This is a genomic window from Blastococcus sp. SYSU DS1024 (assembly GCF_054050795.1).
Genome location: NZ_JBJHAA010000007.1, coordinates 140,258 through 161,647 on the forward strand (window position 1 = coordinate 140,258; position 21,390 = coordinate 161,647).

The following is a 21,390-nucleotide window of genomic DNA, read 5'->3' on the forward strand; positions in this document are numbered from 1 at the left end:
ACCCCTCGGTCCACCGGCCGGCGAGGAGGGTGCACACGCCCCGTCGCGGAGCCCCTACGATCCAGCCAGCAGGTGGAACGAGGTCGAACCTAAGCGGCGCGTCGCACGCCCTCTTATGGCGGATGTCGCCAAGAATGGATGGCGGCGTCCGGGGACACTCGACAGGCCGCTGCCGTGTGGCACCCTGGACGACGACTGGAAGGGGATGCCTCGTGACACAGAGTGATTCGTCACTCCTGGCGTCTACTCGCGGTAGTGGAACCACCCCGTTCCGTCGCAACTGGTCGGTCGCCGAGTCGCCCCGGCCCGAGCGCCGCGGCGAGCGCGCGAGCTGGCAGCAGCGGATGGGCCTGACCGTGGAGGAGGCGCTGGACCTCGCCGTCCTCGCCGGGAGCACCGTGACCACCGGCGCCGCCGGGCTCGGCCGGGTGATCCGCCACATGGTCGTCGACGACCCCGCCGAGCCGTTGGCCGCCGCGGGCCCCGATGTGCTCGTCGTCCTCGGGGCCCGGCTCCCTCCCGCCGACCCGGCCAGCTGCCGGGCGCTGGTCGAGCGGCTCGAGGCCGCCGGCACCGCGGCGCTGGCCTACCGGCGCGTCGACGGCCCGCCGCCCCTGCCCGCCGAGGTCCTGGCCGAAGCCGAGCGCCGGGGTCTCCCGGTGCTCGCGCTGCCGCCGACGGCCCGGCTCGACGAGGTCGTCTCCGGCGTGCTGGGCGCCGTCGTCGCCAAGCAGGGGCAGGCCCTCGCCCTGTCCTCGCGCATGGACGACGAGTTCACCGAGGTGGCGCTCACCGGCGGTGGGCTGGCCGAGGTGACCCAGCGCCTGGCCGTGATGCTCGAGGGGGCCGCCGTGCTGGGCCTCGGGCCGGACCGCGAGGTCGTCACCAGCGCCGGCCCCGCCGACGACGTCGCCGAGATCAGCGACTGGCTGTGGCTCCTCGACGCCGCCGCCGACGACGAGCTGGCCGCCATGGCGCCGTCGCTGCGCCTGTCGGGGGTCCGCGCGGACCAGACGGTGGTCACGCCGGCCGACCTGAACGCCGACCTCTCGCCCGCCGACGGCATCCTGCTCGTGCCCGGGCACCACCAGCTCCCCGGCGGGATCGGCGAGTACGCGGTGGCACCGATCATGGCGGGCGACCAGCGGCACGGCTGGCTCGTCGCCGTCCACCGGAACGGCGCGATGATGCTGGGCGCCGGCGGCGTGCTGGAGCGGGCGGCGGTCATCGCCGCGCTGTCGGTGATCCGGCTGCAGGCGGTCCACTCGGTGGAGCTGCGATTCCAGGGGGACCTGGTCCGCCGGCTGGTGGGTGGCGCGGTGGGCCACACCGAGCGGACGCTGGCCTACACCCGCTCGTTCGGGTGGCGGCTGGACGGGCCGGTCGCGGTGCTGGTGACCGCCACCGAGACCGTGGCCGACGCCGCGGCCGACCCCACCCGCGCCCTCGACGTCCTGGACCGGCTGGCCGACGGCTGGCGCGCCGCGCTGGAGTCGGAGGTGGCCGGAGCGGCCGTCGCGGGGCTGGCCACGGAGATCGTGACGCTGCTGCCCCTGGACGGGCGCACGCCGGAGGAGCTGTCGGCCCTGGTCTCCGCCGTGACCTCCCGGGTCAACGGGCGGCTGCGCCGGGTGGGACGGTTGCTGGGCACCGGCATCGGCCGGCCGGCCGCATCGCTCTCCGAGCTGGCCGAGGTGCACCGGCAGGCGCAGCGCGCGCTCGGTGTGGGGCAGGAGATCCACGGCGGGTCGTCGGTGGTCCACTTCGACCAGCTCGGGGTGTTCCGGCTGCTGTCGCTGATCCCCGACAGCACCGAGCTGCGGTCCTACGTCGACGAGGTGCTCGGCCCGCTGGCCGACGCCGTCGACGCCGACTCCGCCGACCTCCGGGAGACCCTGCGGGTGCTGCTGGAGACCAACCTGAACGTCGCGGAGTCCGCCCGGCGGCTGCACTTCCACTACAACACGATGCGCTACCGGATCGGGAAGCTGGAGCGGATGCTCGGGCCGTTCACCACCGACCCGACGCTGCGGCTGAACCTCCTGCTGGCGCTGCACGCCGCCCGCATGCGCGGTCTGGACCAGCCGGCGCGCCCGCCGCTGGACGGCGGCCTCGGCCTGCCGCTCGACGACGGGTTCGACGCCCTCCTCTGAGGGGCCCCGCTGCACCGACGCCTCGCCCGCCCCGCGGCGACGCGGCCGCGGGGCCGACGTGCGCCGCCGGGTGCTGCGTGGTGAGGATGTCCGCATGACGCAGCCCGGACGTCCGCTCGCCGGCACGGTGGCCCTCGTGACGGGGGCGTCCTCGGGCATCGGCGAGGCCACGGCGATCGCCCTGGCCGAGGCCGGGGCGGCTCTCGCCCTCGGGGCCCGGCGGAGCGACCGGGTCGAGGCGCTGGCCGGCCGGCTGCGGGACGGCGGGACGGCGGTGCTGCCGCTGGCCCTGGACGTCACCGACGAGCGGGCGTGCGCCGAGGCCGTCGCCCGGACCCGGTCGGAACTGGGCGGCCTCGACGTCCTGGTGAACAACGCCGGCGTCATGCTCCTGGGCACCATCGCCGGGGCGGACACCGAGGACTGGCGCCGGATGATCGACACCAACGTGATGGGTGTGCTGTACATGACCCACGCGGCCCTCGACGGGATGCTCGAGCAGGGGTCGGGGGACATCGTGAACATCTCCAGCGTCGCCGGGCGGCAGGCCCGCAAGGGCGCCGGGGTGTACAACGCCAGCAAGTGGGCGGTGAACGCCTTCAGCGAGTCGCTGCGCCAGGAGGTCACCGGCCGCGGGGTGCGGATCGGCCTGGTCGAGCCCGGCGCGGTCAGCACCGAGCTCACCGACCACATCACCCAGCCCGCGGCGAAGGCCGCCTCGGTGCAGATGTACTCGAGCATGCGGGCGCTGCGCGCCGAGGACATCGCCCGCGCGGTCCTCTACCTGGTGACCCAGCCGCCGCACGTCGCGGTGAACGAGGTGCTCGTCCGCCCCACCGACCAGGAGCGCTGACCCCGGCCGTCCGGCCCGGCCGGGCGGGGATCAGGGTCCCTGATCGTGGAGCGTCCTCCCTCACGGCAGACGGTGAGGGAGGACGCGTCATGATCAGGTCAGATGATCGTCGCGGGGCTCAGTCGCGGAAGACCTCGATGTCGGCGCCCATCTCGACCAGCCGCTCGTAGAGCTGCTCGTACCCGCGGGCGATGATGTCGACGTTGCGCAGCACCGACGTGCCCTTGGCCGCCAGCATGGCCAGCAGGATGCAGACCGCCGGGCGCAGTGCGGGCGGGCAGACGACCTCCGCGGCCCGCCAGCGGGTCGGGCCGGTGACCAGCACCCGGTGGGGGTCGAGCAGGCGGACGTCGGCACCGAGCCGGGTGAGGTCGGAGAGGTGGATCGCCCGGTTGTCGTAGACCCAGTCGTGGATCAGCGTCGACCCCTGCGCCTGGGCGGCGATGACCGCGAAGAACGGCAGGTTGTCGATGTTGAGCCCCGGGAACGGCATCGGGTGCACCTTGTCCAGCGGCGCCCGCAGCTCCGACGGGTGGATGGTGATGTCGGCCAGCCGGGTGTGCCCGTTGTCGGCGAGGTACTCGGCGGAGAGCTCGTAGCGCAGCCCCATCTCGGCGAGCACCGCGAGCTCCACCTCGAGGAAGTCCACCGGGGCCCGGGTGACCGTCAGCTCCGAGCCCGTGACGATCCCGGCGGTCAGCAGGCTCATCGCCTCCACCGGGTCCTCGCTGATCGTGTAGTCGACGTCGGCGTCGAGCACCGGGCGTCCGCGCACCACCAGCGTCGTCGTCCCCAGGCCCTCCACGTCCACGCCGAGCAGCTGCAGGTACAGGCACAGGTCCTGGACCATGTAGTTGGAGCTCGCGTTGCGGATGGTGGTGGTGCCGTCGGTGCGGGCCGCGGCCAGCAGCGCGTTCTCGGTGACGGTGTCGCCGCGCTCGGTGAGCACGATCGTCCGATCGGCGGCGGCCGGGCCCTGCACCGTGGCCTGGTACTCACCGGCGTGCGCCTCGACGGCCAACCCGAACGGGCGGAGGGCGATCATGTGCGGCTGCACGGTCCGCGTACCCAGGTCGCAGCCGCCGGCGTAGGGCAGCCGGAACGCGCCGGCCCGGTGCAGCAGCGGGCCCAGGAACATGATGATGCTGCGGGTCCGCCGGGCCGCGTCGGCGTCGATGCCGTCGAGGTCGAGCTCGTCGGGGACGACGAGGGTGAGGTCGTGCCCGCGCTCGTCCCAGGTGGCGGCGACGCCGATGGACCGCAGCACGTCGAGGATGCGCTCGACCTCCACGATGCGGGACACGTTGCGCAGGGTCGTGCGGCCCCGGTTCAGCAGCGCCGCGCAGAGCAGCGCGACGGCGGCGTTCTTGGAGGACTTCACCGCCACCCGGCCGCGCAGGGGGTGCCCGCCGGTGACTCGGAGGTGTGCCGGCCCCGCGGGGCCCAGCCGGATGAGCTCGCTGTCGAGGGCGGCGGAGAGGCGGCCCAGGAACTCCAGCGTGAGGTTCTGGCTGCCCTGCTCGATGCGGGCGACCGCGCTCTGGCTGGTGCCGAGCCGCTCGGCGAGCTGTTGCTGGGTGAGGCCCCGGTGGCGGCGGGCGTCGCGGACGAGCGCCCCGATCCGCCGCATGGCTTCGTCGGCAGGCAGGTCGGTGAGCGTCACCCGACCACGTTATCTCGTATCTGAGATGACGGCCGCTCGGTGCGGAGACGCGGTGCCGCCCGGGAGACTGCACTCGTGGACGTACTGGTCACCGGCGGCACGGGCCGCCTCGGACGGCACCTCGTGCCGCAGTTGCGGGAGGCCGGGCACCAGGTGCGGCAGATGTCGCGCCGGGGCGCAGGCCCCGGCGGGGTGCGGGGTGACCTCGCCACCGGGCGGGACCTGGCGCATGCGGTGGCGCGCGCGGAGGTCGTGGTGCACGCGGCCAGCGCCCCCCGGGGGGACCCGTGGGAGGTCGACGTCGCCGGCACCCGGCGGCTGGTCGAGGCGGTCGACCGGTCCCGGCCGCCGCACGTCGTGCACGTCTCGATCGTCGGGGTGGACCGGGTTCCCCTGGGCTACTACCGGGCCAAGTACGCCGCCGAGCAGGTGCTGCTGGCCTCGGGCCTGCCGGTCTCGCTGGTCCGCATCACCCAGTTCCACGGGTTCGTCGACGAGCTGCTGGGCACGGCGCGCCGTGGACCGCTGCTGCCGGTGCCCATGGGCTGGCGGGTGCAGCCGGTGGACGTCGCCGACGCCGCCGCGCACCTGGTGGAGCGCGTGAGCGCCCCGCCGTCGGGCGGCGTGGTCGAGTTCGGGGGACCCGAGGAGCACTCCGTGGTCGACCTGGCGCGGACCTGGGCGGAGGTCCGTGCTCCGGGAGCGCGGGTGATCGCGACCCCCGTCCCGGGCCGGCTCGGCACGGCGCTGCGCGACGGTGCGGCACTGCCCACCCGCGGCGGGCGGGGCCGGCGCACGTGGGCCGAGCACCTGCGGGGCTGAGGACCGCAGCGTTCCTGCCAGTTCCCGGAGCCCGGGTGCCAGCCGCGTGCCGCGGCCGGAAACCGCCGGAACCGGGTCGGCAGTCGGCCCTAGGTTCTGCGGACGTGACCACTCCCGCTGCCCCGGACGGGCGCACGCTGCTCGCCGTCGTCGTCACCGTGCTCGCCTGGGCATCGGCCTTCGTGGGCATCCGCGCGGTCGGCCAGGACCTCTCGCCCGGCGCCCTGGCCCTCGGCCGGCTGCTGATCGGCGCGCTCGTGCTGGGGCTGCTCGTCGTCCGCCGCGGCTGGGTGCGCCCCACGCCCGTTGAGTGGCGGCTGCTGGCCGTCTGCGGGGTCGGCTGGTTCGGCCTCTACAACCTGGCGCTGAACGCCGCGGAGCGGCACCTGGACGCCGGCACGACGGCGATGCTGGTCAACATCGGGCCGATCCTCATCGCCGTCCTCGCCGGGTTCTGGCTCGGGGAGGGCTTCCCGCGCTGGCTGGTCGTCGGCATCACCGTGGCCTTCGGTGGTGTGGTGCTGATCGGCGCCGGTACGCGCGGCGCGGACGCCGATCTGATCGGCATCGCGCTGTGCGTGGTCGCGGCGATCACCTACGCGGTGGGTGTGGTGGCCCAGAAGCCGCTGCTGCGGCGGCTCCCCGGCCTGCAGGTCACCTTCACGGCGTGCGCGATCGGCGCGGTCGCCTGCCTGCCCTGGGCCGGCGCGCTGGTGGCCGATCTCGGCCGCGCGCCCGCGGGCTCGGTCGCGGGGCTGGTGTACCTCGGAGTCGTCCCGACGGCGCTGGCCTTCAGCACCTGGGCCTACGCGCTGTCGCGGATGGACGCCGGCCGCCTCGGCGTCACCACGTACCTGGTGCCCCCGCTGGTCATCCTGCTCAGCTGGCTGCTGCTGGAGGAGGCGCCGCCGCTGCTGGCGGTGGCCGGCGGTGCGGTGTGCCTGGCCGGCGTGGCGCTGTCCCGGCGGCGGGGGCGGCCCGCGCTGGTCCCCGCGGCCGGCGCTCCGCCGGTGGGGGCGGGAACGGCCGGTCAGCGGTAAGCGCACCGATCGACGACCGGGTGTGCGGGCGGCTGCCGCCATGGGGTAGGCACGGACCGGGACCACCGCCGGTGGTCCTCCGTGGAGACCGGTCGGGAGGGTTCGTGGTGGAGGAGCAGGAGTGGGCGCAGGTGGTGGCGGCCGCCACGCGGGCGCCGTCGATCCACAACACGCAGCCGTGGCGGTTCGTCGCCCGGCCCGACCGGCTGGAGCTCCACGCCGACCCGGCACGCGCTCTCCCGGTGCTCGACCCGAGCGGCCGGCAGCAGGTGATCAGCTGCGGCGCCGTGCTGGAGTTCGTCGTCGTCGCCCTCGCCGCCCGGGGCAGGGCCGCCGAGGTGGAGCTGCTCCCGGACGCCGCGGACCCGGAGCACCTGGCGACGATCCTGGTCGCCGGCGCGGCCGAGGCGGCCGCCGACGACCGGGCGCTCGCCGAGGCGATCCCTCGCCGGCACACCGTGCGGACGCCCTTCCAGGCGCGGGCGGTTCCCGACGACGTGGTCGACCGCCTGCAGGCGGAGGCGGCGGTGTTCGGCGCATGGCTGAAGCCGATCACCCGCTCGGAGGAGGAGATCGCCACCGTGTTCCTCATCTCCCGGGCCGAGGAGATGGAGCAGGGGGACCCGGCCTACCTCGCCGAGCTGGAGAGCTGGCTGCGCACCGACCCGGCCGCCGAGGACGGGGTGCCGCTGGGGGCGGTGCCCAGCGGTGATCCCCACGAGCGGGCCTCGAACTGGCTGATCCGGGACTTCGTGGCCGGGCACCGCGAGCAGCACCCGTTCCGGGCGGCCGGCGACCCCGCGGCCCCGCCGCCGGAGGTCGAGCGGCCGGCGGTCGTGCTCGTGGGTACCGACGGCGACGACCGAGCCGACTGGTTGCGCTCGGGGCGGGCCCTGGGGCGCCTGCTCCTCCGGGTGACCGCGGCCGGCCTGGTCGCCTCACCGCTGACGCAGGCGCTGGACTGGCCGGCGACCCGGGTGCGCATGCAGTCACGGCTGTCGCTGGTCGGGTACCCGCAGATGCTCCTGCGGCTCGGGTACCCGCAGCCGTCGGCTCCCGGGGCAGCGACCCCGGCGGTCAGCGGACGGCGCCCGGTGGGCGACGTGCTGCGGTTCGAGCCCGCGGGCTGAACCGCGGCAGCTCAGCCGTGCCGGCGGGGAGCCGCCCACGGGTCCTCGGGGTCGGCGTCCTCCCCGTCGGCGTCGTGCCCGTCGGCGTCGTGTCCGTCGGCGGTCGTCGCGCCGGTCCGCCGATCGCGGCCGGCGGCGGACTCCAGGGCCTCGTCGCGTGCGCGCGCCTGCTCCGCCCGTCGCGCCTGCTCCTGCGCCCGTGCGGCGCGCAGGGGCGACTCCGCCGGCGCGACGTCGCCGCGGCGGCCGAGCCGCCACAGCACCAGCCCGGTCAGCGCCAGGGTGATCGGCAGCGGGTAGGCCGCGGCGCGCTCGACGCCCCCTTCCCCGAGGTACCGGGTGACGCCGGCCAGGAAGAAGACGGTCGCGGCGGTGGCCAGGATGCCCAGCAGCACCACGGTCGTGCCGAGCGCCTCCGAGAGGGGGCGCACGGCGTAGGCCAGCGCGATCAGCCCCAGGCCGCCGCCGGCCAGGTACAGGACCGCCCCGAGCGCGTGCAGCGTGCCGTTGCCGTCGGTGGGGAAGACGCCCACGAGCAGCACGCCGAGGGCGGCGGCGCCGAGCAGCACGGGTACCGCGCGGGCGGCCCCGCCACGCAGCGCGGGGAGCAGCAGCAGGGCCCCGCCCAGGATCAGGGCGGCCTGGACGACGAACGAGGCGTTCATCACCTGCCGGCCGGCGGAGTCGGCGGCGCCCAGGGCGCTGATCACGTCGTCCGTGCGGGAGTACGACCCGGCGTAGCGGGCCTGGGCCACCGCCTCCGCCACGAAGAACTGCAGGGTCAGCACCCACGCGAGGGCGCCCCAGCGGAGGCGGTGGGCAGTCACGGCAGCCATGATCCCAGCTGATCGCAGGGAACCCGGTCGAGGACGGCGGACAGCTGCGCGCTCGACAGCCACGACGGGTTGCTGCCGGCCGGCATGCGCAGCACCTCGGCGTCCGCGAAGGCCGGATCGGCCCGCAACCGGGCACGGTCCACCGGCGTGTCGAGGCGGAGCAGGCGGACCGGGATCACGGGCCCGTCCGCGGTCTCGTGGACCGGGGCGGTGACCCGGCCGACGGCGTGCACGCCGGCAGCGGCCCGCCCGCTCACCCACAGGACCACCGGCTGACCGGCCGCGACGAGGTCGAGCCGGTAGCTGCGGCGCACGCAGCGCGCCAGGTCCCGGATGGCGCCGGGCTGCCAGGCCGCGTCGACGGACGCCGGCGGCCGGGTGCTCTTGAGCAGCCAGCCGGCGACGTCGGCGGCGCGCAGCCGCGCCGGCGTCGCCGGCCGGGGTGACCGCGGGGTCAGTCGGTGGCCGAGTGAAGGTCGGCGCCGGCGGGGTCGGCGTCGTCGGAGCCGACGGCCTGCCGCTCCTGCTCGGTGCGGTGCTCCAGCACCTCGTCGGCCGGGTGCGGGTCCTTCGCGTGCTGCGTGCGGTCCCGGGTCGGGTGCTCCTGCGGCTCCATGACGTCGTCGAGGGTGGGGCGGTCGTGGGGTTCGGTCATCGTGACGTCCTCCGGTCTGTCGGGATGCGGTCGGAAGGGGCCATAGCCCCCACCCGTGCCCGCTAACCGGGACGGAGCTCACCGCGGCTCGAGGCGGGCGGCCGGCAACCAGGCCTCGACCAGTGCTGGCCCGTGCGGGCCGGCCACGGCGTAGGTCACCCGGCCGTGCCAGCCGCCGCCGCGCTGCTGCCACTCCACCAGCAGACCCGGCCACGTGCCGGGCGCCTCCGGGGGGTCGTGCACCCAGCAGTGCCGCCCCTCCGCCGTCTCCGCCGCCGGGCGGGCGAGCGGCTCGGGCGGCTCCGGCCGGACCCCCGATCCCAGCGCGCGCTCGCCCAGCGAGCGGCGACCGGAACGTCCTGGATGCATGCCGCCGGCCATACCGGCAGTCTGCCACGGGATCGAACAGACGTTCGACACGACGCGGCGCGGGCGCCTTGCCGCGGTGGGAAGGCGCCCCATCTCGCTGTCACGGCCCGGTCACCTGGCGTAGGCCGTGCTGTCACCGGGTAGCTCTACGGTCGCCGAGTTCCGTTCCTCCTCCGGAAGGACCCCCGTGCTCCTGCGTCCTCGTGGCGCGCGTCTCGCGCGCTGCAGCACCCTCGGCGTCGTCGCCGTCTCCCTCACCACGCTCGGCCTGCCGTCCCTGGCCCAGGCCGCGCCGCCCACCGGCCCGTTCGTGTCCGAGATCCACTACGACAACGCCGGCACCGACGTCGGCGAGTTCGTCGAGGTGCAGCTCCCGGCGGGCACCAGCTCCGCCGGGCTGTCCGTGGTCCTCTACAACGGCAGCAACGGCGCGGTCTACGACACCGACGCGCTGCCCGCCGTCACCGCGCCGGCCGACGCGCCGGCGGTCGCGGTGATCGAGTACGCGTCGAACGGCGTCCAGAACGGCGCGCCCGACGGGCTCGCGCTCGTCCGTGGCGACGAGGTGCTGGAGTTCCTCTCCTACGAGGGGGGCATGACGGCGGCGAGCGGCCCCGCGGACGGGCTGACCAGCACCGACATCGGTGTCTCGGAGGACGGCAGCGAGCCGGCCGGGCAGTCGTTGTCGCGCGGCTACGACGCCGCCACCGGCTCGCTGCTCTGGTCCGGCCCGGCCGCAGCCACCCGGGGCGCGGTGAACTCCGCGGCCCCCGGTCCGGTGGACCCGCCGCCGGCCTCCGGCGAGGTGTGCGACCTCCCCGCGACCCACGAGATCGGCGAGGTCCAGGGGACCGGCGCGCAGACCCCGCTGGCCGGGCAGCAGGTCACCGTGCGCGGCACCGTCGTCGGCGACGTGGCGGGGCTCTCCGGGTTCTACCTCCAGGACGCCGACGGCGACGGCGACGCCGCCACCTCCGACGGCGTCTTCGTGTTCAGCCCCGTCGCGGTCGACCTCGGCGACACGGTCGCCGTGACCGGTCAGGCGCAGGAGTACTTCGGCCAGACCCAGATCAGCTCCGGCGAGGACGTCGCCGTCTGCGCGAAGGGGACGGCGGGTGACCTGCCCGAGGCCACGCCGCTGGACCTGCCGGCCGACGACGCCGCCCGCGAGCGCGTCGAGGGCATGCGCGTCGCGCCGGTCGACACCCTCACCGTGAGCGAGGTGTACGACCTGACCAGCTACGGCGAGCTGACCCTCGCCGAGGGCGGGATCCTGGTGCAGCCGACCGAGCTCGCCCGGCCCGGCACCGCCGAGGCGGCGGCGATCGCCGCCGGGAACGCCCTGCGCCGCATCGTCCTGGACGACGGCGTGAGCGCGCGGGTCAGCGTGACCACGCGTCCCTACCTGTCGCCGCGGACCCCGGTCCGGGTCGGCGACGAGTTGACGTTCACCGAGCCGCTGGTCCTCGGCTACGGCTTCGACCAGTGGCGGCTGCAGCCGGCCGACGGCACCGCCGACGGTGTCTTCGCGCCGCAGAACACCCGGCCGGCCGCTCCCGAGGAGGTCGGTGGGGACGTCCGGCTGGGCGCCTTCAACGTGCTGAACTACTTCCTGACCTTCGGGGGCGAGGGCCGCGGCGCGCGCAGCGCCGAGCAGCTCGAGAAGCAGGCGGGCAAGATCGTCCCGGCCATCGAGGCCCTCGATGCCGAGGTCGTCACCCTCATGGAGATCGAGGACACCGACTCCACCGGCCTCACGCCCGGCAACGCGGACACCGCGCTCGCCGACCTGGTGCGCCGGCTGAACGAGGCGGCCGGCTACGCCAAGTGGAGCTACGTCGCCCTGCCGGCGGAGCTGTACGCCGTCGACCGCGACGTGATCCGCAACGCGGTCATCTACCAGGACGACGTCGTCCTCCCGGTGGGCGACCCGGTCGGCCTCGTCGACGAGGACGTCTGGGACAACGCCCGCGAGCCGATCGCCCAGACCTTCGTCAAGGACGGTGACGCGTTCACCGTCGTCGCCAACCACTTCAAGTCCAAGAGCCCGGGCCAGCCCGAGGGCGACAACGTCGACTCCGGGGACGGTCAGGGTGCCTGGAACGGCGACCGCGTCCGGCAGGCGGCGTCCCTCGCGCAGTTCGCCGCGGACCTGGCGGAGGCCTCCGGCGACCGGGACGTCGTGCTCATGGGCGACCTCAACGCCTACACCCAGGAGGACCCGATCCAGCTCCTGGAGGACGCCGGCTGGACCGACCTGGGGCTGCGGTTCGTCGAGGGCTCGTACAGCTACGTGTACGACGACATGTCGGGCTCCCTGGACCACGCGCTGGCCACGGCCGAGCTGACCGCGAAGGTCACCGGCGTCACGCACTGGAACATCAACGCGGTCGAGTCCTTCGCCTACCAGTACACCGGCGACCCGGCCCTCTACGCGCCGGACCCGTACCGCTCCAGCGACCACGACCCGCTGGTGCTCGGGATCGACCTGGAGGAGCGCTGCCAGGGCCTGCTGCCGACCATCCGGGGCACGGCGGGGAAGGACGTCCTCAGCGGGACGAACGGCCGCGACGTGATCATGGGCCTCGGGGGGAACGACAAGATCCGCGGCCGCAACGGCGACGACGTCATCTGCGGCGGCGCCGGGGACGACCGGATCGCCGGGGAGAACGGCGAGGACGTGCTGTCCGGCGGCTTCGGCGACGACCGGCTCGACGGGGGCAACGGCAGCGACGCGCTCGTCGGCGGCCCGGGCGCCGACCGGCTGGACCAGGGGCGTGGAACCGGGAGCCACACGCCCGACGGCGTCGAGTCCTGACCTGACCGGTCCCTGACGCGCGCCGGCGCGGCACCTCCCCGAGGAGGTGCCGCGCCGGTTGCGTCCGGCGGGTCAGTCGCTGCCGACGCCCTCGGCGAGGGTGCGGGCGATCGTCTGCAGCAGCGGGTGCGCCGGCAGGTCCTCGACGAGCACCGGCAGCGGCAGCGACCAGTTGGGCCGGTCGTCGGCGCCGGGCATGTTCGGCCGGCGCTGCTCACCCACGGCGTCGTCCAGCGTCGCCGACAGCAGCAACGACGGCGCCGTCGCCAGCAGGGCGTGCGCCTGCTCCACCGCCTGCTCGACCGTGGCGTCGTCGGAGAGCCCCGGGAGGTGCGCCAGCAGCGACCTCCGGCCCCGCTCCAGCTCCTCCTCGGTGCCCGTGCCGTGCTCCCGCTGCTCGTCGACGTCGGCCTCGGTCCACAGCCCCGCCACGGTCGGCAGGTCGTGGGTGGTGATCGCCGCCATGGCCTCGGCCGGCCACTCCGCGGGGGCGTCGTCCTCGAACCACAGCAGCCGGTAGGACAGCACCCCGTGCTCGGCCATCGCCTCGCGGACCCCGTCCTCGACGGTGCCGAGGTCCTCACCCACCACCAGCGCCCGGGCGCGGTGGCTCTCCAGGGCGACGATGTTCAGCAGGTCCTCGGCCGGATAGCGCACGTAGGCGCCGTCCGCCGCGCTGCCGTCGGCCGGCACCCACCACAGCCGGAACAGCCCCATGACGTGGTCGATCCGCAGGCCACCGGCACCGGCCATGGTGGCCCGGATCGACTGGATGAACGGTTCGTAGTGGGCGTCGCGGAGCCGCCAGGGGATCAGCGGCGGGGAGCCCCAGTCCTGGCCGGCCGAGTTGAACGCGTCCGGTGGCGCGCCGACGCTGACCCCGTCGGCCAGCACCTCCTGCCACGTCCACGCGTCCGCGCCGCCGCCGGCGAAGCCGATCGGCAGGTCCTGGACGACGGTCATGCCCTCGGCGGCGGCGGTGAACTGCAGCTCCAGCGCCCACTGCAGCCAGGCGTGGAAGGCCACGACGGCGCCGTGCCGCTCGGCGTAGGCCGCGACGGCCGGGCCGTCCGGGCGCCGCAGCTCCTCGGGCCAGGCGTGCCAGTCGGCGCCGTGCTCCTCGGTGATCGCCGCCCACGTCGCCCAGTCCTGCAGCGTCTGCCCGCGCTCCTCCCGCCAGCGGGCGAAGGCCTCCCCGCCGCCGTGGGCGAAGAAGATCCGCATGAGCACCTCGCGCTTGCGCGCCCAGATCGCGTCGCGGTCGATCAGCGGTCCCTCCGACAGCGCCCGGCCGGCGTCGGCCTCCAGGTCGACCGCGTCGGCACCCGGCACCTCGGCGACCCGCAGGTAGAGCGGGTTGCGGAAGCGGCGGGTGGCCGGCAGGTAGGGGCTGGCCTCCTGGGTGGCGATGGGGGCGACTGCGTGCAGCGGGTTGATCAGCAGGAACCCGGCCCCCTGCTCGGTGGCCATCTGCCGCAGGGCACGCAGATCGCCCAGGTCGCCGATGCCCCAGCTGTCCCGGCTCCGGGCCGCGTACAGCTGCACCGCCCAGCCCCAGGCGCGGTTCTCGGGCAGCCAGCACCGTCCGGGGGAGACGATCAGCCGACGGCGGGGCCCCTCCGCGGACTGGAGCCAGTGGTAGCCCAGCGGGAAGTCCGGGGGCAGCTCGCCGTCGATGTGCCGCACCTCGCCGTCCTCGCAGACGACGTCGGCCTCGTCCACCTCGAGCGCGTCCCCGGGGCGGGCGACGATCGGCGCCCGGTCCTCCAGGTCGGCCGGCGGCTCGCCGATGACGGCGCGCAGCTGCTCGATCGTCTCCTGGGCTACCTGGTGCTCCTCGTCCAGCGCGTCCAGCCAGCTCGCATCGATGCCCCAGTCGTCGGTGGTCGGCTTCGTCGTCACCCCGCGATCCTCGCCGGGCGCGCCCCGCCTCGCAGTCCGGACCGGCGTGGCGCCGGTCTCGTCCGGCGCCGGACGGCGGCCGACCCCGACCCGTCCCACGTGGCCGCGCCGCCGGGAGTCGGGTAGGCATCGGGCCATGCCGGTGATCGGTTTCCACAACTCCCACGAGCAGGTGCACCCCGCCGCACTGCTGGACGCCGTCCGGCACGCCGAGGAGGTCGGCTTCACCGCTGGGATGTGCTCGGACCACCTCACCCCCTGGAACCCGCGGCAGGGCGAGTCGGGGTTCGCGTGGTCGTGGCTGGGGGCGGCGATGGCGACGACGTCGCTGCCCTTCGGTGCGGTCAACGCGCCCGGGCAGCGCTACCACCCGGTGATCGTGGCCCAGGCGATCGCCACCCTGGGCGCGATGTTCCCCGGGCGCTTCTGGGTCGCCCTGGGCAGCGGCGAGGCGATGAACGAGCACGTCACCGGCGACACCTGGCCGCGCAAGGCGGTGCGCGAGGCCCGGTTGCGCGAGTGCGTGGCGGTCATCCGCGCCCTGCTCGCGGGGGAGGAGGTCAGCCACGACGGGCTGGTCACCGTCGACCGCGCGAAGCTCTACACCCTCCCCGACCTGCAGCCCGCCCTGATCGCCCCCGCCGTCAGCGTGGCCACCGCCCGCGACGCCGCCGGGTGGGCCGACGGGCTGGTCACCATCAACCAGCCGCACGACAAGCTGCGCGAGGTGGTCGCCGCCTACCGGGACGCCGGGGGGCGGGGCACTGTCGCGCTGCAGGTGCACCTGTCGTGGGACCCCGACCCCGACCGGGCGCTGGCGATCGCGCACGACCAGTGGCGCAGCAACGTCTTCCCCCCGCCGCTGTGCTGGGACCTCGACAGCCCGGAGGCCTTCGAGCAGGCCAGCGCGCACGTGCGGCCGGGCGACGTCACCGGGGCGGTCCGGGTGTCGGCCGACCTGGGGCAGCACACCACCTGGCTGCAGGAGTACCTCGAGCTCGGTTTCGACGCGGTGTACCTGCACCACGTCGGCAAGGAGCAGCGGCCGTTCCTGGACGCGTTCGGCGAGCACGTGCTGCCGCAGCTCGGGGTCACCGCCCCGGGCGCCGTGGAGGCGGTGCGGGCGTGAGGATCACCGACACCAGCGACCTGTGGTGGAAGAACGCCGTCGTCTACTGCCTCGACGTCGAGACCTACCTGGACTGGGACGGCGACGGCTGCGGCGACTTCGCGGGCCTCGCCCAGCGGATCGACCACCTGGCCGACCTCGGCGTCACCTGCCTGTGGCTGATGCCCTTCTACCCGACCGCCGAGCGCGACGACGGCTACGACATCACCGACTTCTACGGCGTCGACCCACGGCTGGGCTCCCACGGTGACCTGGTCGAGGTGATCCGGACGGCGAACGACCGCGGTATCCGGGTGATCGCCGACCTGGTGGTGAACCACACCTCCATCCACCACCCGTGGTTCGAGTCGGCGCGCCGGAGCACCGACGCCCCGTTCCGCGACTTCTACGTGTGGCGCGCGGACGAGCCGCCGGACACCAGGGACCAGGTGGTCTTCCCCGACCAGGAGGACAGCATCTGGACGCTCTCGGAGGAGACGGGGGAGTGGTACCTGCACCGCTTCTACAAGGAGCAGCCCGACCTGGACGTGACCAACCCGCGGGTCCGGGACGAGATCGCCAAGATCATGGGGTTCTGGCTCCAGCTGGGGCTGTCGGGGTTCCGCGTGGACGCGGTGCCGTACTTCCTGGAGACCCAGCACGGCGACGCCGGCGACCTGCCGGAGCCGCACGAGTACATGCGGGCGCTGCGCCGGTTCCTCACCCGGCGGACGGGGCCGGCGATCCTGCTCGGCGAGGTGAACCTGCCCTACGAGGAGCAGGTGACGTTCTTCGGTGGCCCGGACGGCGACGAGCTGACCATGCAGTTCGACTTCGTCGGCATGCAGGCGATGTACCTCTCCCTGGCGCGCTGCGACGCCGGCCCGCTCACCGAGGCCCTGCGGGCGCGGCCGTCGGTCGCCTCGGACACCCAGTGGGCCACGTTCGTGCGCAACCACGACGAGCTGACCCTCGACAAGCTCTCCGACGACGAGCGCGGGGAGGTCTTCGCCGCCTTCGGCCCGGACCCGCGGATGCAGCTCTACGGCCGCGGGCTGCGCCGGCGGCTGCCGCCGATGCTGGCCGGCGACCCGCGCCGGATCCGCCTGGTCTACAGCCTCATGTTCTCCCTGCCGGGCACCCCGGTGCTCTTCTACGGGGAGGAGATCGGCATGGGAGAGGAGCTCTCCGCGAACGGGCGGCAGTCGGTGCGGACGCCGATGCAGTGGGACGGCGGGGTCAACGGCGGCTTCTCCACGGCCGAGCCCGACCGGCTGCCCGGACCCGTGGTCCGCGGCGGGTTCGCCCCCGAGTTCGTCAACGTCGCCGACCAGCGGCGCGATCCCGATTCGCTGCTGTCGTACATGAAGCTGCTGATCCGCCGGTACCGGGAGTCGCCGGAGCTGGGCTGGGGGAGCTTCGAGCTGCTCGACCAGCCGCACGCAGCCGTGCTGGCGCACCGCTGCACCTGGGACGACGGCGCGCTGATCGCCGTCCACAACCTGGGCTCCGAGCCCTGCACGGTGCCGCTGCGGCTGCCCGCCCTCGGCGGTGCGGGGCTGCACGACCTGCTGCAGGAGGGCGCCACCCAGGTGGGCGACGACGGCGCGGTCGAGTTGGCGCTGGAGGGATACGGCCACCGCTGGCTGCGGGTGGTGCGGCAGGGGAGCCGCCGGCTGCTGTGAGCGTGGCGGTGGCCGGCTGCACCCGCCCGGTCACGCGCTGACCTGCGGTCCGGTGTTCCGGGACGGTGAGGGATGACCCACGTCGCGGCGGCGGGGTGTCCTGCGGCGTTCGCGGGGCGGCTGTGCCTAGCGTGGCCGGTGAGGTGAGTGCGATGAGCGAACGTGACCAGACCATGTCCCTGCCCGAGCCGAGCGCCGACGGCGCCGGCGCCACCGCAGCGGGAGCTGCCGGGCCCGTCCCGCCGCTGCCCGGACCGACGCCGACCGACGATCCGGGGGAGACGCCCGCGGTCGGGCACGCCACCGCGCCGGTGAACGTGCGTCCGGCCCCCCGCAAGCCACGGCGCGGACCGATGACCGTCATGGGGCCCTGGGCCCCGGTCGCCGGCGGCCTGCTCGGGCTGTTCCTCGGCCTGGTCGTCGTGCTGCTGCTCGCGGGGTCGGCGGACGCCTTCGACGACCGGCTGGCGCTGGCGTTCGCCGTCGTCGGCCTCGGACTGCTCGGCGCCGCCGGCGTCCTGCTCGCCGACGAGGTGCGGATCGTGCGCCAGCGCTCCCGGGAGGCCGGGGTGCGGCCGCAGTGGGTGGAGGCGACGGCGGGGCTGGTGAACGGGCTGACCCCCGCCCGGCTGCTGCTGCTGGTCAGCGCCTTCGTGCTGTTCCTCTCGGCCTACGTCGCCCGCTGACCGAGCCGGTGTGCGCCGGTCGTGGTCATGGCGCGGCCTGACCACGATCGGCGTACTCCCGCCGGGGGGTTCAGCGGTAGGCCTGGACGCCCAGGTGGACCGCGAGCCCCAGGCCGGCCAGGGCGATGAGCCGGCGCAGCAGCGTCTGCGGGGCCCGGCGCACGACGCGCGGCCCCAGGCGCCCGCCGCCGAACAGCCCGATCGCCAGCGGCAGCGCCGCGGTCCAGGCGACCGGGGCCAGCACCACGAAGGCGACGGCGGCCACCGCGTTGGCCATGCCGAGCATGACGTTCTTCAGCGCGTTGCTGCGGGCCAGCCCCTCGCCGGTGCCGAGCAGGAACAGCGCGAGCAGCATGACGCCGGCGGCGGCGCCGAAGTACCCGCCGTACACGGCGACGGCGAAGGTGCCCACCGGCAGCCACCGCGGGTCGGGGGTCGCCGCCTGCGCGGCGATCCCCTCGACGGCGAGCTCGCGCGGTGGACGCTGCAGGAGCAGCACCAGCGACGCCCCGGCGACCAGCCAGGGGACGATCCGCTCGAACGCCGCGGACGGGGTGAGCAGGAGCAGCGCGGCGCCGCCGGCGCCGCCCAGCACCGCCCCCACGGCCAGCCGCCCCACCCGTCGTCCCTGGCCGCGCAGCTCCGGCCCGGAGGCGCTGACCGACCCGGCGCTGTTCAGCACGAGCGCCACGGTGTTGGTGACGTTGGCGGCGACCGGGGGGAGGCCGGTGGCCAGCAGCGCGGGGTAGCTCACCAGCGAGGCGAGCCCGGCGATGCTGCCGGTCAGCCCGGCCCCCACGCCGGCGGCCACGAGGAAGAGGAACTCGAGGACGCTCATCGGGAGACGAGCACCCCGATCGCCACCACGCCCAGCACGACGATCGCCGTCCGCAGGACCGGCTCGGGCAGCAGCCGGCCGTAGCGGGCGCCGACGTGCCCGCCGACCAGCGAGCCACCGGCCAGCAGCCCGGCCGCCGACCAGACCACCCGGTCGGTGGCCACCACCACGTAGGCGCCGGCCGCCACGGAGTTCACCGTCAGGGTCAGCACGTTCTTGAGCGCGTTGAGCCGCTGCAGGGGCTCCCGCAGCAGGAAGCCGAAGACGCCGATCTGGATCACGCCCTGGCTGGCGGCGAAGTAGCCGCCGTAGGTGCCGGTCAGGTAGGCGGTGCCGACGAGGGCCGCGTGCCGTCCCGGGCCGATGCGGGGCGTGCGTCGCTCGTCCGTCCCGCGCCGGGCCAGCCGGCGCCGGACCAGCGGGTGCGCGGCCACCAGGACGACGGCGAGCGCGATCAGCACCGGCACCACCGCCTCGAACGTCGCGGCGGGCAGGTGCAGCAGCAGGAAGGCACCGGTCAGGCCGCCGAGGACGGAGGCGGGGACCAGCCGCAGGAGCAGGGGCCACTGCCCGCGCAGCTCGCGCCGGTAGCCGATCGAGCCGGTCAGGTTGCCGGCGATCAGGCCGAGCGAGTTGCTGATCGTGGCCGGGACCGGGGCGATGCCCACCCCGACGAGCACCGGGAAGGAGACCAGCGTCCCGGAACCGATGACGGCGTTGATGCCGCCGGCCGCGACGCCCGCCGCCGCGACGGCCACCATCTCCCACACGGTCATGCGGTCATCGCCGACGAGCCTGGCACGCCCGGACCCCGCCCGGGCGGGTGGACGGGTGTGATCGTCGCCGCGCCGCCCTACGGGTGCTCATCGGCTCTTGGTGGGCAGGACCCCGGCCGGGGCCGGTAGACAGGGGCCATGGATGCCACCGCCGATCTCGCCGAGCTCGCCCGGGCCGGTGATCCGCGCGCGCTGCGCGAGGTGCTCGAAGCGCTGGACGTCCCCGGCACGGTCGACGAGCTGGAACGGGTCGATCCCACGACGCGGGCGGTGGTGTTCCGGCTGCTCCCCAAGGACCGGTCGCTGGCGGTGTTCGAGAACCTCGACCCCTCGCTCCAGCGGGAACTGCTGGACACGCTGCGGGAGGAGTCGACCCGGGAGCTGATCACGGGGCTGGACCCCGACGACCGGGCGAACCTCTTCGACGAGCTGCCGGCCACCGTCGCCGCGCGGCTGCTCTCCGGGCTCGATGCCCGGGAGAGCGCGATGACCACGGAGCTGCTCGGGTACCCCCAGGAGTCCGCGGGCCGGCGCATGACGCCCGAGGTGGTCTCCGTCCCGGTGGGCAGCACCGTCGCGGACGCGCTGGCGATCGCCCGCCGCGAGGAGCCGCACGCCGAGACGATCTACGCCCTGCCGGTGGTCGGGGCGGGACGGTGCGTCGTCGGGGTGGTGTCCCTGCGCCGGCTGTTCGTCAGCGATCCCGAGGCGCCGGTCGACGACGTGATGAGCGAGCCCGTGGTGGTGCGCACCGAGGACGACCAGGAGGTGGCCGCGCGGGTGCTGCGCGACCACGGGCTGGTCGCAGTGCCGGTGGTCGACCGGGAGGGCCGGCTGGTCGGGCTCTTCACCGTCGACGACGCCATGCGCGTGCTCGAGGCGGAGGAGAGCGAGGACATCGCCCGTGCCGGCGGCGCCGAACCGCTCGACCGGCCCTACCTGACGGCGGGCGTCGTGGGCCTGGCGCGCAGCCGCGTCGGCTGGCTGCTGGTGCTCATCGCCGCGGCCACCCTGACGGTCAACGTGCTCGACTACTTCGAGGACGTCCTGGCCGAGGTGGTGGCGCTGGCGCTGTTCGTCCCGCTGCTGATCGGGACCGGGGGGAACACCGGTGCGCAGGCGGCGACCACGGTTATCCGGGCCATGGCCGTCGGTGACGTGCGGTTCGGCGACCTGCCGCGCGTGGTGGGCCGGGAGATGGCCACCGGCGCGCTGCTGGGCGCGCTGCTCGGGCTGGTGGGTTTCGCGCCCGCCGCCTGGCTGGTGGGGGTGGAGATCGCCGTGGTGCTCTGCTCCGCGCTGCTGGTGGTCTGCACGCTCGCCACCACCGCCGGCGCGTTGACCCCGATGCTCGCCCGGCGCGTGGGGGTGGACCCGGCAGTCGTCAGCGCGCCGTTCATCACCACGTTCGTGGACGCGACCGGCCTGATCGTCTACTTCCTCATCGCGCGCGCGGTGCTCGGCATCTGACGGCCGCGGGCCGGCTCAGGGCTTCACGGCCAGGACGGGGCGGTCGGCGTCCAGGAGGATCCGCTGCGCGCTGCTGCCCATGAGGAGCTTGCCGACGGGGGAGCGCTTGCGCAGCCCGATCACGATCACCGAGGCGTCGACCTCCCGCGCGACGCGCAGCACCTCGTCGGCCGCCTCGCCGTCGCGCATCCCCTGCCGGAGCTCGAGCGCGACGCCGGCCCGTTCGGCGCGTGCGGTGATGTCTCGCACGGTGTCCTCGTCGGCGACCTCCACGCTGACCGGGGCGCCGCCGCGCGCGGAGTTGAGCACCAGCACTCCCTCGCCGCGGCGGGCCGCCTCGGCGATCCCGGCGTCGAGCGCCGCGCGCCCCTCCGGCGTGGGGACGAATCCGACGAGGACGGTCATGCTGGCTCCTTGGCGGGACGGTCGGGGGTCGAGGACGAGCGCGAGGTCGACGAGCAGTGTCCCCGGCTTCCCGGGTGAGGAAACCGCCGAGAGCCTCGGCGACGGAGCGGATCGCGCCGGTCGGTCCGAGCGCGCCGATCAGGCGTGCGCGACGATGCGGCCCAGCAGGAGGTCGTCGAGC

General features: G+C 75.0%; 19 protein-coding genes. 10 read left to right on the top strand and 9 right to left on the bottom strand.

Annotated features, from left to right (window positions below; translation table 11 throughout):
• Positions 1-344: 344 nt before the first annotated feature.
• A complete protein-coding gene (locus ACI79S_RS08920) occupies positions 345-2,153 on the top strand; it encodes a PucR family transcriptional regulator (protein WP_456593090.1) in 1,809 nt (602 codons plus the stop codon).
• Positions 2,154-2,247: 94 nt separating this feature from the next.
• Positions 2,248-3,006 (top strand): SDR family NAD(P)-dependent oxidoreductase, encoded by a 759-nt coding sequence (locus tag ACI79S_RS08925; RefSeq protein ID WP_456593091.1) that lies wholly within the window; start codon positions 2,248-2,250, stop codon positions 3,004-3,006.
• Between the two features lie 118 nt (positions 3,007-3,124).
• On the opposite strand, the gene ACI79S_RS08930 is transcribed toward ACI79S_RS08925, so the two are convergent.
• On the bottom strand, positions 3,125-4,669 hold the full coding sequence (locus tag ACI79S_RS08930; protein WP_456593092.1) for a helix-turn-helix domain-containing protein: 1,545 nt from the start codon (positions 4,667-4,669) through the stop codon (positions 3,125-3,127).
• A gap of 75 nt (positions 4,670-4,744) precedes the next feature.
• On the opposite strand from ACI79S_RS08930, the gene ACI79S_RS08935 reads away from it, so the two are divergent.
• The 3 genes from ACI79S_RS08935 (at position 4,745) to ACI79S_RS08945 (ending at position 7,661) form a co-directional block, all read left to right on the top strand.
• Positions 4,745-5,491 carry an SDR family oxidoreductase gene (locus ACI79S_RS08935; protein ID WP_456593093.1) on the top strand — a complete coding sequence of 249 codons (747 nt, stop codon included), beginning with the start codon at positions 4,745-4,747 and terminating at the stop codon, positions 5,489-5,491.
• A gap of 104 nt (positions 5,492-5,595) precedes the next feature.
• On the top strand, positions 5,596-6,531 hold the full coding sequence (locus ACI79S_RS08940) for a DMT family transporter (RefSeq protein ID WP_456593094.1): 936 nt from the start codon (positions 5,596-5,598) through the stop codon (positions 6,529-6,531).
• 104 nt (positions 6,532-6,635) lie between these two features.
• Positions 6,636-7,661 (top strand): Acg family FMN-binding oxidoreductase, encoded by a 1,026-nt coding sequence (locus ACI79S_RS08945; protein ID WP_456593095.1) that lies wholly within the window; start codon positions 6,636-6,638, stop codon positions 7,659-7,661.
• Positions 7,662-7,672: 11 nt separating this feature from the next.
• On the opposite strand, the gene ACI79S_RS08950 is transcribed toward ACI79S_RS08945, so the two are convergent.
• The 4 genes from ACI79S_RS08950 to ACI79S_RS08965 form a co-directional block, all read right to left on the bottom strand.
• Positions 7,673-8,497 carry a DUF998 domain-containing protein gene (locus tag ACI79S_RS08950; RefSeq protein ID WP_456593096.1) on the bottom strand — a complete coding sequence of 275 codons (825 nt, stop codon included), beginning with the start codon at positions 8,495-8,497 and terminating at the stop codon, positions 7,673-7,675.
• Positions 8,485-8,811, bottom strand: a complete 327-nt coding sequence (locus ACI79S_RS08955; protein ID WP_456593097.1) for a hypothetical protein — start codon at positions 8,809-8,811, stop codon at positions 8,485-8,487. Before ACI79S_RS08955 ends, ACI79S_RS08950 begins: the two co-directional genes overlap by 13 nt.
• A gap of 140 nt (positions 8,812-8,951) precedes the next feature.
• Positions 8,952-9,152 (bottom strand): hypothetical protein, encoded by a 201-nt coding sequence (locus tag ACI79S_RS08960; protein WP_456593098.1) that lies wholly within the window; start codon positions 9,150-9,152, stop codon positions 8,952-8,954.
• Between the two features lie 78 nt (positions 9,153-9,230).
• Positions 9,231-9,521 carry a hypothetical protein gene (locus tag ACI79S_RS08965; RefSeq protein ID WP_456593099.1) on the bottom strand — a complete coding sequence of 97 codons (291 nt, stop codon included), beginning with the start codon at positions 9,519-9,521 and terminating at the stop codon, positions 9,231-9,233.
• A gap of 187 nt (positions 9,522-9,708) precedes the next feature.
• Here ACI79S_RS08965 and ACI79S_RS08970 point away from each other — a divergent pair, with 187 nt between their 5' ends.
• Entirely contained in the window at positions 9,709-12,339 is a 2,631-nt protein-coding gene (locus ACI79S_RS08970; protein WP_456593100.1) for an ExeM/NucH family extracellular endonuclease, read from the top strand.
• Between the two features lie 72 nt (positions 12,340-12,411).
• Here the strand turns inward: ACI79S_RS08970 and malQ are convergent, their stop codons facing one another.
• Entirely contained in the window at positions 12,412-14,241 is a 1,830-nt protein-coding gene (gene malQ / locus ACI79S_RS08975; RefSeq protein ID WP_456593101.1) for a 4-alpha-glucanotransferase, read from the bottom strand.
• A gap of 136 nt (positions 14,242-14,377) precedes the next feature.
• On the opposite strand from malQ, the gene ACI79S_RS08980 reads away from it, so the two are divergent.
• The 3 genes from ACI79S_RS08980 to ACI79S_RS08990 all read left to right on the top strand — a co-directional run bounded on the left by ACI79S_RS08980 (position 14,378) and on the right by ACI79S_RS08990 (position 17,720).
• Positions 14,378-15,370, top strand: a complete 993-nt coding sequence (locus ACI79S_RS08980; RefSeq protein WP_456593102.1) for a TIGR03885 family FMN-dependent LLM class oxidoreductase — start codon at positions 14,378-14,380, stop codon at positions 15,368-15,370.
• The gene (locus ACI79S_RS08985; RefSeq protein ID WP_456593103.1) at positions 15,367-17,034 is read left to right on the top strand and encodes an alpha-amylase family protein; all 1,668 of its coding nucleotides are present in this window, start codon (positions 15,367-15,369) and stop codon (positions 17,032-17,034) included. Before ACI79S_RS08980 ends, ACI79S_RS08985 begins: the two co-directional genes overlap by 4 nt.
• A gap of 152 nt (positions 17,035-17,186) precedes the next feature.
• A complete protein-coding gene (locus ACI79S_RS08990; RefSeq protein WP_456593104.1) occupies positions 17,187-17,720 on the top strand; it encodes a hypothetical protein in 534 nt (177 codons plus the stop codon).
• A 70-nt stretch (positions 17,721-17,790) separates the two neighbouring features.
• On the opposite strand, the gene ACI79S_RS08995 is transcribed toward ACI79S_RS08990, so the two are convergent.
• Both ACI79S_RS08995 and ACI79S_RS09000 read right to left on the bottom strand, forming a co-directional pair.
• Complete coding sequence (locus tag ACI79S_RS08995; protein ID WP_456593105.1) at positions 17,791-18,558, bottom strand: sulfite exporter TauE/SafE family protein; 768 nt, start codon at positions 18,556-18,558, stop codon at positions 17,791-17,793.
• The gene (locus tag ACI79S_RS09000) at positions 18,555-19,334 is read right to left on the bottom strand and encodes a sulfite exporter TauE/SafE family protein (RefSeq protein WP_456593106.1); all 780 of its coding nucleotides are present in this window, start codon (positions 19,332-19,334) and stop codon (positions 18,555-18,557) included. The genes ACI79S_RS08995 and ACI79S_RS09000 overlap by 4 nt, the downstream gene beginning before the upstream one ends.
• 138 nt (positions 19,335-19,472) lie before the next feature.
• On the opposite strand from ACI79S_RS09000, the gene mgtE reads away from it, so the two are divergent.
• The gene (gene mgtE, locus ACI79S_RS09005) at positions 19,473-20,804 is read left to right on the top strand and encodes a magnesium transporter (protein ID WP_456593107.1); all 1,332 of its coding nucleotides are present in this window, start codon (positions 19,473-19,475) and stop codon (positions 20,802-20,804) included.
• Positions 20,805-20,819: 15 nt separating this feature from the next.
• Here the strand turns inward: mgtE and ACI79S_RS09010 are convergent, their stop codons facing one another.
• Positions 20,820-21,209, bottom strand: coding sequence for a universal stress protein (locus ACI79S_RS09010; protein ID WP_456593108.1), 390 nt, complete (start codon positions 21,207-21,209; stop codon positions 20,820-20,822).
• Positions 21,210-21,390 lie beyond the last annotated feature (181 nt).